The organism is Paenibacillus sp. FSL H7-0756 (assembly GCF_038006765.1).
Classification (GTDB): Bacteria; Bacillota; Bacilli; order Paenibacillales; family Paenibacillaceae; genus Paenibacillus_AQ.
The window spans coordinates 1,132,256-1,147,413 of sequence record NZ_JBBOVT010000002.1; the positions used below are offsets into that span (position 1 = coordinate 1,132,256).

Consider the following 15,158-nt stretch of genomic DNA (forward strand, 5'->3'; position numbering starts at 1 on the left):
TAATCGAGTTAAATTATATAATTCCAATACGAAAGGTATGATTTACATGAATCAAACGCCTTCAGTGCAGGGAATTCCCCGGCCGTTAGTGAAGCTCAATCAGGCCTTCATTGTCATATCTGTATTACTGGCCTTGCTCACAGGTCTCCACTGGATTCTCGCCCTCCCGCTTGCCGCCGGATTATCTGGCCTAATCTTCGGATATAATCCCGTCATCAGGCTCTGCAGCCCGCTGCTGACGAAGCCGCGCTCCGCCTATGCGCTGGAAGACCCGGAGCAGCAGCAATTCAACCAGAAGATTGCCGTCTTCTGTCTGGCGGGCGGACTGGTCAGCTTTCTCGCCGGCTGGACAATTCCCGGATATATCTTCACCATGATGGTCGGAATCGCAGCAACGGTTGCTATTCTAGGCTTCTGCATTGGCTGCTTCATTCATTATCAGTGGAGAATGTACACCTATAGACGCAAGCAGGCCGGGCTTCACAAATAATCCGGGATTTCCTTACTGCTGCGCATTTATACACCATTTCACAGAACAGGCCAGCCATTCCTTGCAGCAGTCTAACACTACTGTCAAGGCTCGGCTGGCCTGAGTTGCCTCTTCTTCTACACGGCTTACTTCACTACATAATCTTCAAGGATCTCTTCCACTGTGGAGGCGAAGCTCTGGCCTGCGCCCCAATCCATCTTAAGAATCAGGCCTTGGGAGGCGCCTGCCGGAATGAGACGGACATTACTCACAGTTCCCCGCAGCAGATTATCCACGATAATTACCAGCGCCGCCTGATTTCTGGACCGGAAGTAGAAGCGTTCATAAATCAGCGTCCCGATCATCCGGCCATTCCCCACCTCGTTAAGCTCCTCATACAGAAGCTCCGACCGCTGTGTCATCCCTTCTTTGATCAGCATCACTACTTCACCCGGCTGCAATTCGACATTCAGTTGATAAGACTCTCCCATGCTTATCCTCCTCACGGAATTAGGCTTCGAATCTAAGGTGTAGACCGATCAGCGTTCCCTGCCTGCCACATCCCAGCGGTGACGGAACTTCTCCAGGCGCGGATGGACCTCTGCCGGCGCTTCGGAGAGAAGCAGACGCAGCTTGACGATCCACTCCTCGAAGGAGGAGAAGGAGGCAAACAGATTCGCCATATCTGGAGTCAGATAGAGAAAATACGGTGCAGGATAGATGTCACTGATATGACGCAGTGCCGAATCCAGCGGGGTATACTTCTTCCGCTTACCTTCGAGGCTCTCCACGGTAATGAAGGACTGTCTCTGCTCTTTTTTCCACTCATGCAGCCGGTCATCCCGCTTATACCAGGCTTTCACCGGCTCCTTCGTCATCCGCCGGACGGTTTCTTCATGCAGCGGGTAGAGCACCAGCTTCATGAACCTGCGGTCCACTGCCGTCTCCGCCGCCTTAAGCAGCTCCATATCCGATATATGCTCGAACGAATCATAGAAGATCAGCGTTCCCTTACGTTCATTGGCTGGCGGTTCATAGCCATAAGGCATATGTTGTATGTCGCGTGTCATCATATTACCTCCCGTGTATTACTGCCTATAGCATATCATGCTACCCGGGACAGCGTACAATTCTGCAAGCTTATTATACAAGCACTGCTGCTCATTTCCCTTGGCTTCATCCGCTAGCCCAGCTCTTCGCGGAACCATTCTATGGTTTCCCTAATGGCCCGCTTATACGATGTCGGATTGTATTCGGGGAACCGCATCATGAATTTGTTATCATTCAGCAGGAGCGGATACTCGAATTCATATAGAAGCTCATGGAATTCGTTCGCTTCCTTATTGAACACACCGGCTACTCCGACTGCCCATGCCGGCAGCGCACAGCACTTCCCCTTGCTGCCAGCCGCTTGCTGGATGTGCATCAGGAATTGCCGCCCTTCAATAGCTCCGGAGCCGGACACATGCCACTCCCCCTGCTCGCCGCTCTCCGCCAGCAGCACGGCCGCCCTGGCCGCATCGCGGATATAGACCAGATCATGCGGGACATCCAGCTTCACTGGCCACTTAATCGTTCTGGCCTGGAGGGCTCCGCTGAAGATCGGTCCGAATAACCGGTTCGTGACATTGGGACCGTAATAATCCGGATATCGCGGAATCACGTAACGGAAGCCCCGCCGTTCAGCCTCCGTCTTCAGCAGCTCCTCCAGTTGATTCCGCAGCTTCCCCTTGCGGGTTCGTGCCTCCTTCGGATGGCGTTCATCCGCCGGAAGATATTGGAGCTTGCCGTAACCGTAGATATTGCCCGGAAATACCAGCGTCTGTCCGCTCCTAAGCAGGCGGGTTACCCGCTCCAGCGCCTCCGGCATGATAGAGTACCAGTCCTGATACGGCACATTAAGACAGAAATAGACGGTTGTCACCCCATTCAGCGCTTCAGCCAGCACCTTCTCATTCATTACATCTACTGCTGCCATGGTCAGCAGCGGCCCCTTCAGCCTGCGCAGAGCCTGACTGGAACGGTGGTATGTAGCTGTCACCAGCTTGCCCCGTGACAGTAATTCTTGTGTGATAGAATGGCCCAGACCGCCATTACCCCCAATTACGAGATTCATAACATGAACGGCTCCTTATCGAACACATGAAGACCTTCAGCAACCTGCTAACGGTTCATTCAATCTGCCCGTGATTATAATGCGCAGTATGGAAGAACCGGATCATCCAATCTTCTTCCTTAAAAGAGAAGGATATATATTCCATTTATCTGCACTGTTATCAGTATATCGCCTGTCAGTTACTATATTCATTGGGTTAATTTGACGATTCATGTCGATTCCGGGCTTTTATATGGACATATGGTGAATTATTGAATTTCAATAGTTTTGCATCAGCGCATTTCTGCTCAGTTAGAATGGGGCAGACGCAATCCCCCTTCAAATTACATCTTTTTTCCAAGCGGGCGTTGTTCTTTCAGGGGCGTTTGCCTTCGCGTAACGGACTGAGGTGCTCTTCTTTGGGAAGAAAGTCGCCAATTGGGCGAGTAACGGACTCCACAGGCCTTATCCTTTGCACATCAGCTCCGAAACGTCTCATAGCGAGACTATAAGGTCGCCTGAGTCCGTTACGTTGCAAAAAGTAGCGTTTCCACGGGGATAAGATCTCTCCGGTCCGTTTCTAGCTCCAGCTTCACTAGTATTTTTTAGTTCAATCTATATCGTTGTGCCTGCTCTGTTTCTGATAAGCATACACAGCCGCACCCAATGTGCCCGCCCTGCTGCCCAGCTCTGCCTGAACAATCCGGCACCGGCTTGCGGACAGCTTCAGCGCATGGGCATTTACAGTATCGCGGACACTATTCAGGAGACGGTCTCCTGCTGCGGCCATGCCGCCCCCGATAATAATCAGCTCCGGGTTCAGCAGATTGATCACATTCGCCAGCCCGAACCCCAGCAGTTCTCCCGTCTCATGCATGACCTCAATTGCCAAGGGGTCTCCAAGATCATAAGCCTCTGAGATCATCTGCGCCGTGATCTGCTCCTGGTCCTGCCCGGTCCAGGTCTGAATCAGGCTGACCCTTCCTGCTTCCAGCTTCTCCTTGAAGGTATTCACCATCCCTACCGCAGATACATACCGCCCCAGGCATCCGGAGCTTCCGCAGCGGCAGGGCCGTCCCTGCCGGAACATATTCATATGTCCGATCTCACCAGCGCTGTAGGTTGTCCCGTAGATCACCTTGCCGTCATGAACCATCCCGGAGCCGAGACCAGTGCCGAGAGTGAGCAGAATCAGATGCTTATGGCCTTGTCCGGCCCCCCGCTGCCATTCCCCGTATAGATTAACCCGCACATCGTTATCTATGTAGACTTCGAAGTCATAGTAAGGCTTCATTTCGTTGACCACATGGACCTGCTCCCAGCCGGGAAAATTCGGTGAGAAGACCGACAGTCCCTCCTCCGGGTCGAGCAGACCAGGGATTCCCATGCCCATACAGGCAATCTGAGACTCGTTAGCCCCGCTTCCTGCACATAACTGTGTAACAGCAAGCCGGATCCGCTCCAGCACATGCGCCGGACCCTGCTGCGCTTCTGTGGGTATTGACAGCTCCTCCACTGCTGTGAAATGTTCATCGAATAGGCCTGCTTTGATATTGGTTCCACCCAGATCGATTCCTACTATATACTTGCTCATCTTGCCCCAACCTTTTTCCCCGATAGATTGCTGTATGTCTTCTTACCTTATTATGCGCTTTCAACTTTTAGATAAGTAGTATTTTCCTAGCATATGGATAGTACATTTCACTTGAAAGCGCACATCCTACGGATAGCGTTTGCTGTATTTTATTGACAAAGAGGGCTGCCCCGGCAGCCTCTTCCGAAGCTGCGGGACAACCCTCCCCGTAATTCTATTAGATTCCAGTCCGTTAAGAACCTGCGCCCTTATACCGCCTGACGCCGAAGCTCCAGGCCATCAGGCCGATGCTGAGGAAGACCACGCCAACCAGCGGGGTCAGCAGGGCCATCGTCCGCATCTCATCGCGGTGCAGGAACAAGGCAGCCGGATAGATCCCGACAAAAGCGAACGGGATAATCCAGGTAAGCAGCACCTGAATCGCCCGGTTGTAGATCGTTACCGGATAACGTCCGTACGTCTGGATGTTATACATCAGCGGCAGAATGCCCGTAGGGGCATCCGAATAGAACGACAACGAAGTCAGTGTCGTATAGATCCCCGTATAAATGGCTACTGCGCTGAGGGTCAGAAGTATCAGCATCGGCAAGGTCCACCATTCAAACGGCAGGCCCAGATTGCTGCCGCTGATCGCCATAACGATCAGCCCGATGATAGAGCCGAACAGGGACGGCGGGTCCACATTTTCCAGGAAGATCTGGAACAGGTTATGCGCCGGACGGGTCAGGATGCGGTCCATTTCGCCTTTGACAATATACCGTTCACTGAAGCCCCACATATTGACGAAGCAGCTGAATACGCCGAACGGCACCATGAAGAAGCCGTAGACGAACACCACTTCGTTCTGATTCCAGCCGCCCAGGCTGTCGGTATGCATGAATATGACCAGGATGAAGATAAAGTTCGTCGCCTGGAACAACAGGTCGGAGATGACCTCCACCCAGAAATCCGCGCGGTAGGTTAAACGTGTTTTCATATAATTCTTCAGATATTCAATCAATAAGCCCAGGTAGTACATAGCTCAGCTTAACCCCCCTGCACGAACAGCCGCTGACGCGCTGCGTGATTTAGCCAGACAATCGGAATGAGCAGAATGAGGAACCAGATGACCTGGATACCCAGCACATTCCAGATGCCTACCCCCTGCACCCGGCCTGTAAATACAGAACCCGGCAGATAGGTAATCGCTTGGAAGGGAAGAACTTTAAGCACGGAAGACAACCAGTCCGGGAACAAGGTAATTGGCACAATCAGGCCTGAGAACAGATCGACGACCACACGCTTCATGCGCATCATCCCCTCATTGTTCTCCACGAAGAAGGCGGACAGGCCTGTGATAATATTAATCTGCGAGCTGATCAGGAAGCTGAAGAACAGCATGACCAGGAATCCGGCCCAAGCCGAAGGCTCCGTAGGGAGCTGCACCGGAAACAGGAGAATGGCAATCACCATGCCCGGGATCATCAGCATCATGAAGCGGAACAGGCCTTCGCCGAGGCCCTGCATCATTTTGACCAGCACATAATTATAAGGCCGGATGAACTGGATCGCGATGCTTCCGTCACGGATATCCGTAGAGATCTCCCGGTCCAGATTATTGAAGTAGAAGGCCCGCGCCATCCAGGACACCGCCACATACGTGGTCATCTGCGCCCCGGTAAAGCCGCCAAGCGATTCACCATCGCCATAGATCGCTCTCCAGGTGAAATAGTTCACCCCGATATTAAGCGTGTAGATCAGAATCCCCGAATAGTAATTCACCCGGTAAGCAAGCATCGTCAGGAACCGGATACGGATAAAATCAAAATAAGCGCCAAGCAGCAGCCTCCGCCCGTTTTCCCCGGAACCGCCCGGAGAACCGCCAGAGGAGGGAACTGCCGTTGCCAGCTTCTCAGACATGAATAGCCTCTTTCTCGTCGCTGAGTGCGGCGATCCGCTCCTCAGGCTTCTCTGCCGAGCCTGACTGGTAAATACTGCGGACGATGTCATCCGTATTCGTTTCTATGATTTTGATGTCTGTAATATCTGCCTGCCCTACGACCCGGCCCAGCACATCCGATACATTCAGCTCCAGCGGAATCCAGACCTTGGCTGCCAGCTCATTCTCGGCGGTCCAGGTCACCGGCATGCCTTCCGTCCAGTCGATCAGCTGCTGCAGCTTCGTGGCCGTTCCGAACTGGAACTGCACCTCACGCCCGGTTCCCCAGCGCTGCTTCAGGTCATCCAGACCTCCGTCATAGATAATCCGCCCGTCATCCAGCATGATGACCCGCGAACAGAGCGCTTCGATATCCTGCAGATCATGCGTCGTCAGCAGGATGGTTGTGCCATGCTCCCGGTTCATATCCTTCAGGAATTCGCGGATCTCCGACTTCACGACAATATCGAGTCCGATCGTCGGCTCATCCAGGAACAGAATGGACGGATTGTGCAGCAGCGCCGCGACCAGCTCGCAGCGCATCCGCTGGCCCAGACTCAGCTTACGGACCGGACGGTTCAGCAGATCCTGAAGCTCCAGGCGTTCGACCAGCTCATCCAGCCGTTTTTTGAACGCCTGCTCCGGCACACGGTACACCTTACGCAGCAGCTGGAACGATTCAATCACGCCGATATCCCACCAGAGCTGGCTGCGCTGGCCGAAGACAACCCCGATATTCTGCACGAACTTCTCGCGCTCCTCATACGGCACGAAGCCGCCGACAGTCAGACTGCCGGCGGTAGGGACAAGAATTCCGGTAAGCATCTTGATCGTAGTAGATTTCCCTGCCCCGTTCTCTCCGATATATCCGCAGATTTCACCTTCGGGAATGCTGAACGAGATGTCCTTCACTGCCGTTACTTCGGAATATTGCCGCTTAAACAAATCAGCGAAGGCCCCTTTGAGGCCCTCGCGGTTTTTTTGGACTTTGAAGGTCTTGCGCAAGTCCTGCACTTGTATAGCATTCATAGGTTACCTCACTAAACTAAGTATTGGGTTCAGTACCCCATTATAATGGAACGGATGCATATCCGTCCAGCCTGCTTATTTAGCCAATCTTCCCTCAAAAAACTCTGCACCCGGCACAGCCTCCAGATGTCCGGAACGGGCCACCTTGGTCCGCAGATACTTCTCATTGAAGGCCGATACATCGCCCCATAGCGGCACCCGCTTCACTGTGTTCATTCCGGCAGCCCGGAGTGCTTCCAGCTTCTTCGGATTGTTGGTGATCAGAGTCACCGGATGGCTGCGCAGGTGTTGAAGCACGCTGATCGCATCTGTGTAATCTCTGGAATCATCGGCGAACCCAAGCTCCAGATTGGCCTCTACAGTATCATACCCTTCTTCCTGGAGCAGATATGCCATTGCTTTGCTGAACAGGCCAATCCCTCTTCCTTCATGATTCGCCAGATAAAAGAGTGCCCCGGCGCCATGCTGGGCAATCATCTTCATCGACTGATGCAGCTGGAAGCCGCAATCGCAGCGCTTGCTGCCGAAGATGTCCCCGGTATGGCAAATGCTGTGCATCCGGATCAGCGCTTCCTCGGAATGCTCGAAATCTCCGTAGACCAGGACGCTGGACTGCTGTCCATCCGCAAGCTTCATCGAAGATAACCGGCTAATGAGCAGCTCGGTAGCCTCCTTGCCTTCAGCGCGCTGAAGCTCTTCGTCCGTCACGTTCAGCCAGCTGTACCATTTGAAGGTGATTGTCTCCCCATCCAGATTAACAGGCAGAGTAATAGGTCCGACCAATATATTCGTGGAGTTTTCCATAGGAATCCGGCTGATTTTGTTCTGTAGTATAGATAGGATATCTGGGTTAATCATAAGAGCACCGTCCTAAAAGTTTGATAGTGTTGCTTAGAAAGCATACACTTAGTTTTAATTTTGATATTTAAGTTTTTCTGTAGTAACTATTTGTAAGTTAGTTTATCATTGTAATGTAACTTCGTCAAGTTATAATATATATTTAAATATTTATAATTACTTATTGTAAGTTTATGATATAATGAATGCTGAGGTGATCCTTATGAATGATTTTGAGATGTGCCCGCGGTTTGAGAAAGCGGTAGATGTGCTTAGTAAGCGGTGGGTCGCCCTGATCGTATTCGTTCTGATGGATGGTCCGCGGCGGTTCGGAGAAATTGAGCATTGCTTGTCCAACCTGAGCGGCAAGGTCTTGTCAGACCGGTTGAAGGAAATGGAAACGGAAGGGATTATACAGCGCACTGTATATCCTGAGATGCCCGTACGAATTGAATATTCGTTAACCGATAAAGGTACGGCACTCGCCCCCATTCTTGGAGAGATCGGTAACTGGTCTACGGATTGGATCGAGATCGGCGTGACCAAATGATTCCCGCACGGCACGCGAAGCAGCGCCCTTGAAGCTCCTGAACAGGAACCTTCGGGGCGCTGCTTTGTTTGTTTTTATAATAAGCATGGTTGATCCCTACAGATCCTTACGCTGAAAGCGCAGAAGCCCCAGCCCAAAGATAACCACCGTGTAGATTGAAGCGTATACGACAAACGTATTAGACGGAAATGAATTGAAATTCATCAGACTAAGCGCCCCGTTATTCATCGACACCATACCATTCATATCCTGTAAGCTGAACAGCTCAACAGTCATTCGGCGCTGTAAGGTATCTGCGGGCATAATCATCGAGATCATTCCGGTCAGATTATCCAGTACCTTCAGTCCGTCCTCCTCCAGTCTCAGCGACCCGCTAATCTTATCTATCATCCCTCCGAGAAATCCCGCCCCGTAGAGCATCGTCATGAACACACCGTTGCCAAGCGCCGAGAACAGTCCTGAACCCAGCATAGATACAGAGATTAATAAGGGAACTACAGAGGCGAACAGCAGGAATGACTTCGCAAGCACGACTACATCTCTGGGAACATTCGCGTGGGCGCTTGTAATCAGCAGAATTGCAGTGAACAGAATGAGGGCATAGATCGTTCCCAGCGTGACGAAGCCCAGCCAGCGGCCAAGATACCATTTCCAGCGCGGCAGCGGCCGGGGCAAGAGAGCCTGCATGACCCCCTGCTCTGCTTCACCGGCAATCACCGAGAAGGAGCTGAAGATGGCCAGAAAGGCAATAACGAACGCGCCGAAGAAGAAGCCCAGACTCAGAATAAAAGCGCCGTTCATGTACTGCATGAACAACCCGCTGCCATTTCCCAACGTTCCGGCCCCCTGATCGTTCGTTCCCACGGTATCGGCCACAAACCAGAAGGCAATCAGGAACACCAGAGTTAGCAGCAGGGTTAGCAGCATCACTTTTTTGCGGAGCATTTCTTTCCAGGTCATTGCCAGTATGGTTCTCATTCCTTCTCCCCCCTATGACTGAGCCCGGCTACCGCATCCATGAACCAGTCCTCCAGCCGTTCAGACTGGCGGTTGACCTGGTACAGCGTCATTCCCTGCTCCACCATCAGCCCGTTCAGCCAGCCTGCCTGTTCCTCATGATCCAGCTCCGTCTCCAGCCATACGACGCTTGAATCTGACTCCTCCCGTGCCGGAGCATTGCCCGATTTACCCGCTGCAGGCATGGATTGCCGGATGGATAGACCCGTATGCTCATTAAGCCAGGACAGCAAAAAAGGCGTGTATCCGCCCACTTTAAAATGCCAGCTTGTCCGTTTATTCAGCATCTCCGCTACTTTGCCGTGCCGCAGGACCGCTCCGTTACTCAGCAGAGCCATCCGGTCGCACAGCACTTCAACATCCTCAAGTAAATGAGAGTTGAGAAAAATAGTAATCCCCCGCTCCTTCAGCTTCTGCAGAATTTTCCGCACTTCCATTCTCCCGATGGGATCAAGGGCTGAGGAGGGTTCATCCAGGAACAGAATCTCCGGGTCATTCACCAGCGCACACGCAAGACCCAGCCGCTGCTGCATTCCCTTGGAATAATGCTTAACCCGGTCCTTTCCGCGCAACCCTATGCCTACCTCCTGCAAGAGCTGGGGAATTCTCTGATCCATAACGGACTTCGGAATCCGGCACAGCTTGGCATGAAGCCTGACCACCTCTTCACCGGTCAGCCAATCCTGGTAGCGGTACAGCTCCGGCAGGTAGCCAATCTTCATTTTGGCTTCTATAGAACCCAGCGGATGGCCTAGGATGGAAGCCTGCCCGTCCGTTGGTGAGATGAGTCCAACCAGCATTTTGACAAAAGTACTCTTGCCGGCACCATTGGGGCCGAGGAAGCCGAAGGCTTCCCCTTTCCCCACAGTCAGAGTAACATCCCGGCAACCCCGCCCGTTAGGATAAGCTTTAGTTAAGGCGTTCGCATCTATCGCAGGGATACTGCTCATTGTGTGATCAACTCCTGTACCTTTTGAATGAACTGCTCGCGGTCAGGATAGATATCTCCGCCATAAAACTGTAGAAACTGCCCATTCTGCACCCAGACAGCCGTATAGCTGTTGCCGCTGCTGAAATTCATTTCAGTAAGAATCACCGGCGTACCGGCCACCGTAATCTGTTCATCATGACTGCCCTTAACCAGCGGCATTGGCAGATCTCCGGCCAAGATCCGGCTCTTCTGCAGACTGCTTCGCAGATTGTCGGGAATCAGCGGGAAGTTCACAACGGCATCAATCGCTTCGTCCAAATCCACAGAAGGATCTACAGTAACGACAGGTGTGTTCATCTGCGATAAGGATCCCCAGTGCTGATCGCTGCCCAGATCGTAATTCACCTGCTCGGGGATATGAAGCGTAATCGGCTTGCCGTCTACAGATGCAGGCAGCAGATTGTCCGAGCCCAGGCGTTTCAGTGCCTTGTTCACTTCCTCCACCTTCAAGTTCAGTGTGATATCATGGGAGCCGCTTACCCGGACAAACTTAACTGAATTCATAGCGGACCCCTTCAGCGGCTCGTAGCCCAGCAAGCCTTGGATATCCTTGAGCGCAACATTCTCCTTCACCTCACCATTAGTGACCGAGACATCACCGAAGGCCTCAAGGGATTTCTCGATATTGCGGTCATTTCCATTCTCTGTTATCTGATAGAACATATCCCGCAGATCGCCTTCTTCAACAACTGTAGCCTCCTGCATCTTGAACTGGTTCAGCAGGGCTGCCATGGCTGTATTCCCTACCGGAGTAGCCAGAATTGCTGCAAAAATCGCTACGCCTGCTGCCGCTGCTGCCCACTTGCGGCTGCGGGTCATAGGCCGGCGTGATTTCCGCTCTGTATTCTGCACTGGCTCCGCTGCTGCAAGGTTATCCGCCGTTGCTGCCGGAAGCACTTCCTCTGCTGCCAATTCTGTTCTATCTGATCTATCAGTCTTGGCAGCTTGTTCCTCTAGAAGGGTATCTTGCTTGCCCCATGTAGCCCACACTGGATTGACCGGCTCATCTCCCAGCTTCTTCTGTAATTTAGCCCAGGCTTCATCTGTGCTCTGGGGCTGTCCCTGCCCGTTTGCTCTATTCATGGTTTCTTTCCTCCCGGTTCTCATTATTCTTGCGGAATGGATTTCACCGCATGGTGTTTCAGTTTGGCTGTCGCCCGGCTTAACAGGGTGCCGACCACCGGTGGCCTCACTCCCAGCTCAAGGGCGATCTCTGCATAGCTGTAGCCCGAGTACTTAAGCAGCAGGGCTTGCCGGTCCCGCTGAGGAAGATCCTCCAGCCAGCTCCGCACATCTTCCTGATCCAGCTTGCTGAGGACCACTTCTTCCCCTGTAGGAGCCGAAGCCCCCGCATCATATAACAGCTCCTGCTTGTTGATCAGCCGCCGCTCTCTCACCCGCTGGTTCAGATAATCATATCCGATCCGAGTAAGTACTCTATGCAGCCACGCTCCCAGAGCCGCCGGATCATCCGGCGGATTCCGGTAGAGTCTGATAAAAACCTCCTGCGCCAGATCATCGGCAGCACTCTCGTCCCTCACCAGTGCAGCCAGCTTGCGCCGCACACTCGGGTAATGCTCATAAAAGATGAATTTGTATGGGTCTGATTCCGGAATATTCATTAGGTAAATCCTCCTTATCCGCTGCAGCTATAAGTAAGACGAAGGCTAGGGCAGATTTGTATCACCTTGCCTCAAGATTTCTCTCCAGCAAGCTCCCGATCCGCCGGGCCATTACGTCTGGAGAGAGCGGCTGTCCATTCTTGAACCACCATTCCACTACCCCAACGATCGCCGATCCTAGAAACTGGATGTCCACATTTTTGATGACCGCTGAATCCTTGCCGTTCCCACCGGACAGGCTCTTATCCTTCTCCAGCTCCCCGAGGAAGAATTCAAGAAACCGTCCGCGGAAAAACACGCTGCCTTTACTCCCCAGCAGCACAGAGAAGAACATCGAATGCTGCTCAAAATATTCAAACCACACTAAGCCCATCTCGGTATATCCGGCGGCATCATCTGAACTTTCGCAGATTTCGCGTATGTTGCCGATATGCTCTTCTATAAGCTTGTCCAGAAGATCAAATTTGTCTGTGTAGTGAAGATAAAGGGTTCTGCGGCTGACATCCGCTCTATCGGCAATGTCCTGTATTGTAATTTGATCAAAATCCTTCTCCAGCATCAGCTCAATAACAGCCTTTTTTAAGGCTTCCTGGGACTTACGTATTCTCCGGTCGATCTTTAACACTCTATCCTCACCAGCTTTCCTGCAGTTTACTGCACAATTCCGTTGAAGTCGTGAATTAATGCACAGAATCAAGCTTTTTAAGAATTGTATCTTTTCTTATTCCGCTTAATATTATACATACATGCTCACTAATACACTACTGTGCATTAAAAGGAGAATATTATAATGAAAATTGCAATTATCGGAGCCACTGGAGGAACGGGAAGAAAAGTAATGGAGCAGGCCCTTGCAGCGGGACACGAGGTTATAGCTGTGGTACGCAGACCGGAGGCACTCTCCCCTGCAACGGGGCTTACTATCCGGCAAGGGGATGTATTCGACAAATCCAGCATGATCCACGCCCTTGCCGGAAGCGAAGCCGTCATCAGTTGTATTGGTCCTCCAAGCAACATCTCTCCGGATGCTGCCGGCAATAAGGGCCTTATAAATCTTAAAGCAGGTAAAAATGTTATGGCGGCCAACTTCTCGCCGGGTACCGTCATGTCAGAAGGAGTTCCTAATATCCTTGCAGCCTGTCAGCATCATGAAGTTCAGCGGCTGGTGATGCAAAGCGGAATTAATCTGAGTGATGGAAAGGAGTTGTCACTCGTCAACCGCTGGGCTGTCCGCTTGATGCGCCGCATTTTCCGCAAAGCGATTGAGGATAAGGCTGCTGCTGAACAAGCCGTAATGCGCAGCAGATTGGACTGGGTGATCGTACGGGCATCCGTGCTTAAATACGCACAGAGTTCTTCTAATTATACGGCTGGCCCATCGGCCCGCATACATCCACTCCAGGCATTGCCTTATGCTGCCTGTGCCGATTGCCTGCTGCGTGCGGCTGGCAGCGAGCCGTCCTGGACCCGCAAAGTGATCAACGTCGGCCGATAAGGAGCATGTGTACGAATGAGCAACTATGAACGCTTATATTTACAAAAACGCTTATATTCACAAAAAAAACGGTCCTCCGGATATTCCCGTGGACCGTTCTATGTTGCTGCCTCTAGCTATTCCTTGTCATAATTCTCATCGCCAACCTGGATACTGCCGTCATCATGCTGGAAGAATAGAGAGCTGGATACTTTGCCGTTGCCAAAAGCGAAAACGATGGTATTCCCGCTTATCTTGTAGGAGCCGGTGTCAGACCCGCCGGCCCCGCCTGTTGTAGGCGCCCCGCCCTGAACAGTACCCAGCATCAGGTTATCGCTGCTGAAGGTACCATTACTGTTCAGCACCAGCGTCCGTGTCCAGGAGGTCGATCCGGCTGATATTCCGGCCAGCCCCTGGAAGCCGCGGTGAACATAAGTGCCGCTTAGGGTCAACCCGTTCTTGACAGCCTTGACCCGGCCGAGCTCAACATCGTCAATATGCAGCTTACCGGATTTGACCGCAATATCATAAGTGTCTCCGTTACTTAGCTTCAGCTTACCACTCTGTATCGTGTAAGTCTGGCAGCCGTCACGCGAGCAGTTGATCGTTTCCGGTCCGCCTTGCTTTGGAGCATCCACAACCACTTTATTACCCGGCAGGAAGGTGATGATATTCCAGCACATCCCGCCGCATTCATACCCGTCATAGTCCGGGCTGAAGCCATAATACATTCCCTGCAGATTGCTCAGATTCACCTGGTCCGAAGCCGCTGGCTTGTAGGAACCGTCTCCGGCAGGAGCATTCGGCACAGTCCCTGGAGCTGGCGGCTTGGGCTGCGGCGGCTGGCTGGCGATCTGCTCATCATATACTTTTTTGAATTCAGCAATTTGCTTGTCAACCGCCGCTTTCGCCGTTGCTTTGGTCAGGCCGTTCGCCGCCAGATAAGGGTCGGTGTAGACGAGAATTTGCGGCTTATACGGGTTCCATGCCACCAGTGCCTGAGTGGATTCTCCGACGAAGCGGAGCGGGACCATTGTATAATTATCGATAATTGTTGGCGCTTGCAATAGTTGAACACTGGTGCCGTTGACGGTGGCCGTCTTGCTGCCTATCTTCATGACGATGGATAGACCTTCCTTCGTACCGGTTACTGTCTGCTGCGCGGGGTTCCAACCTACTTCTAGTCCCATGGCCTCGAATAGCGGTCGGAATGGAACTAGCGTTGTCCCCTTATCCAGCAAGGGAGCTTTCTCAAAAGACAACGGTTTATCGTCCAGATTGACCTCAACCGTTTTGCCCGCAGCTGGCGAAGCTTGCGCCTCACCCGCTGATGCACTCAGTGCTACGGCTAGCCCCAGCCAGATGACAGCCGTCCATATCCGCCGGATTACAGGTCCGGCCATTCGCCTTTTTCTCACGTATACCCATCCTTTCGCAGACCTCAAATTATAGATAGCTAAACAAACAGATTTTTATCTCCTTACCCGGAAGCAAAGTATTCAAAACGAAAATTGGTGAAATTGTGCAAAAAACAGACACCCCGCGAAGGATGCCTGCCAGTA

Annotated in this window: 17 protein-coding genes; 3 read left to right on the forward strand and 14 right to left on the reverse strand. The window is 52.3% G+C overall.

All coding sequences use genetic code 11. The features are described 5' to 3' along the window. Positions 1 to 46 precede the first annotated feature (46 nt). A complete protein-coding gene (locus NST04_RS21500) occupies positions 47 to 490 on the forward strand; it encodes a DUF4395 domain-containing protein (protein WP_341186074.1) in 444 nt (147 codons plus the stop codon). A 125-nt stretch (positions 491 to 615) separates the two neighbouring features. On the opposite strand, the gene NST04_RS21505 is transcribed toward NST04_RS21500, so the two are convergent. From NST04_RS21505 to NST04_RS21540, 8 genes are all read right to left on the reverse strand, one after another. Continuing rightward, positions 616 to 960, reverse strand: coding sequence for a DUF6054 family protein (locus NST04_RS21505; RefSeq protein ID WP_341186075.1), 345 nt, complete (start codon positions 958 to 960; stop codon positions 616 to 618). A 48-nt stretch (positions 961 to 1,008) separates the two neighbouring features. After that, entirely contained in the window at positions 1,009 to 1,539 is a 531-nt protein-coding gene (locus NST04_RS21510; RefSeq protein WP_341186076.1) for a hypothetical protein, read from the reverse strand. 113 nt (positions 1,540 to 1,652) lie between these two features. After that, positions 1,653 to 2,585 (reverse strand): NAD-dependent epimerase/dehydratase family protein, encoded by a 933-nt coding sequence (locus NST04_RS21515; RefSeq protein WP_341186077.1) that lies wholly within the window; start codon positions 2,583 to 2,585, stop codon positions 1,653 to 1,655. A gap of 589 nt (positions 2,586 to 3,174) precedes the next feature. Next, positions 3,175 to 4,158 carry an ROK family protein gene (locus tag NST04_RS21520; protein ID WP_341186078.1) on the reverse strand — a complete coding sequence of 328 codons (984 nt, stop codon included), beginning with the start codon at positions 4,156 to 4,158 and terminating at the stop codon, positions 3,175 to 3,177. A 232-nt stretch (positions 4,159 to 4,390) separates the two neighbouring features. Further along, positions 4,391 to 5,176, reverse strand: coding sequence for an ABC transporter permease (locus NST04_RS21525; RefSeq protein ID WP_341186079.1), 786 nt, complete (start codon positions 5,174 to 5,176; stop codon positions 4,391 to 4,393). Positions 5,177 to 5,184: 8 nt separating this feature from the next. Then, on the reverse strand, positions 5,185 to 5,979 hold the full coding sequence (locus NST04_RS21530; protein WP_036730060.1) for an ABC transporter permease: 795 nt from the start codon (positions 5,977 to 5,979) through the stop codon (positions 5,185 to 5,187). 70 nt (positions 5,980 to 6,049) lie between these two features. After that, on the reverse strand, positions 6,050 to 7,105 hold the full coding sequence (locus tag NST04_RS21535; RefSeq protein ID WP_341186080.1) for an ABC transporter ATP-binding protein: 1,056 nt from the start codon (positions 7,103 to 7,105) through the stop codon (positions 6,050 to 6,052). Between the two features lie 75 nt (positions 7,106 to 7,180). Continuing rightward, positions 7,181 to 7,963, reverse strand: coding sequence for a GTP cyclohydrolase II (locus NST04_RS21540; protein ID WP_341186081.1), 783 nt, complete (start codon positions 7,961 to 7,963; stop codon positions 7,181 to 7,183). Between the two features lie 202 nt (positions 7,964 to 8,165). Between NST04_RS21540 and NST04_RS21545 the strand changes: the two genes are divergently transcribed. Next, the gene (locus NST04_RS21545; RefSeq protein ID WP_036728810.1) at positions 8,166 to 8,492 is read left to right on the forward strand and encodes a winged helix-turn-helix transcriptional regulator; all 327 of its coding nucleotides are present in this window, start codon (positions 8,166 to 8,168) and stop codon (positions 8,490 to 8,492) included. Between the two features lie 96 nt (positions 8,493 to 8,588). On the opposite strand, the gene NST04_RS21550 is transcribed toward NST04_RS21545, so the two are convergent. From NST04_RS21550 to NST04_RS21570, 5 genes are all read right to left on the reverse strand, one after another. Further along, a complete protein-coding gene (locus tag NST04_RS21550; RefSeq protein WP_341186082.1) occupies positions 8,589 to 9,470 on the reverse strand; it encodes an ABC transporter permease subunit in 882 nt (293 codons plus the stop codon). After that, positions 9,467 to 10,459, reverse strand: a complete 993-nt coding sequence (locus NST04_RS21555) for an ABC transporter ATP-binding protein (protein ID WP_341186083.1) — start codon at positions 10,457 to 10,459, stop codon at positions 9,467 to 9,469. The genes NST04_RS21550 and NST04_RS21555 overlap by 4 nt, the downstream gene beginning before the upstream one ends. Next, complete coding sequence (locus NST04_RS21560) at positions 10,456 to 11,583, reverse strand: hypothetical protein (protein WP_341186084.1); 1,128 nt, start codon at positions 11,581 to 11,583, stop codon at positions 10,456 to 10,458. The genes NST04_RS21555 and NST04_RS21560 overlap by 4 nt, the downstream gene beginning before the upstream one ends. Before the next feature lie 23 nt (positions 11,584 to 11,606). Continuing rightward, complete coding sequence (locus tag NST04_RS21565; RefSeq protein WP_341186085.1) at positions 11,607 to 12,122, reverse strand: sigma-70 family RNA polymerase sigma factor; 516 nt, start codon at positions 12,120 to 12,122, stop codon at positions 11,607 to 11,609. Between the two features lie 61 nt (positions 12,123 to 12,183). Beyond that, positions 12,184 to 12,747: a TetR/AcrR family transcriptional regulator gene (locus NST04_RS21570; RefSeq protein ID WP_341186086.1), complete on the reverse strand. Its 564-nt coding sequence runs from the start codon at positions 12,745 to 12,747 to the stop codon at positions 12,184 to 12,186. Between the two features lie 165 nt (positions 12,748 to 12,912). On the opposite strand from NST04_RS21570, the gene NST04_RS21575 reads away from it, so the two are divergent. After that, a complete protein-coding gene (locus tag NST04_RS21575) occupies positions 12,913 to 13,617 on the forward strand; it encodes an NAD(P)-dependent oxidoreductase (RefSeq protein ID WP_341186087.1) in 705 nt (234 codons plus the stop codon). Positions 13,618 to 13,733: 116 nt separating this feature from the next. Here the strand turns inward: NST04_RS21575 and NST04_RS21580 are convergent, their stop codons facing one another. Further along, on the reverse strand, positions 13,734 to 15,014 hold the full coding sequence (locus NST04_RS21580) for a stalk domain-containing protein (protein WP_341186088.1): 1,281 nt from the start codon (positions 15,012 to 15,014) through the stop codon (positions 13,734 to 13,736). Positions 15,015 to 15,158: the final 144 nt, after the last annotated feature.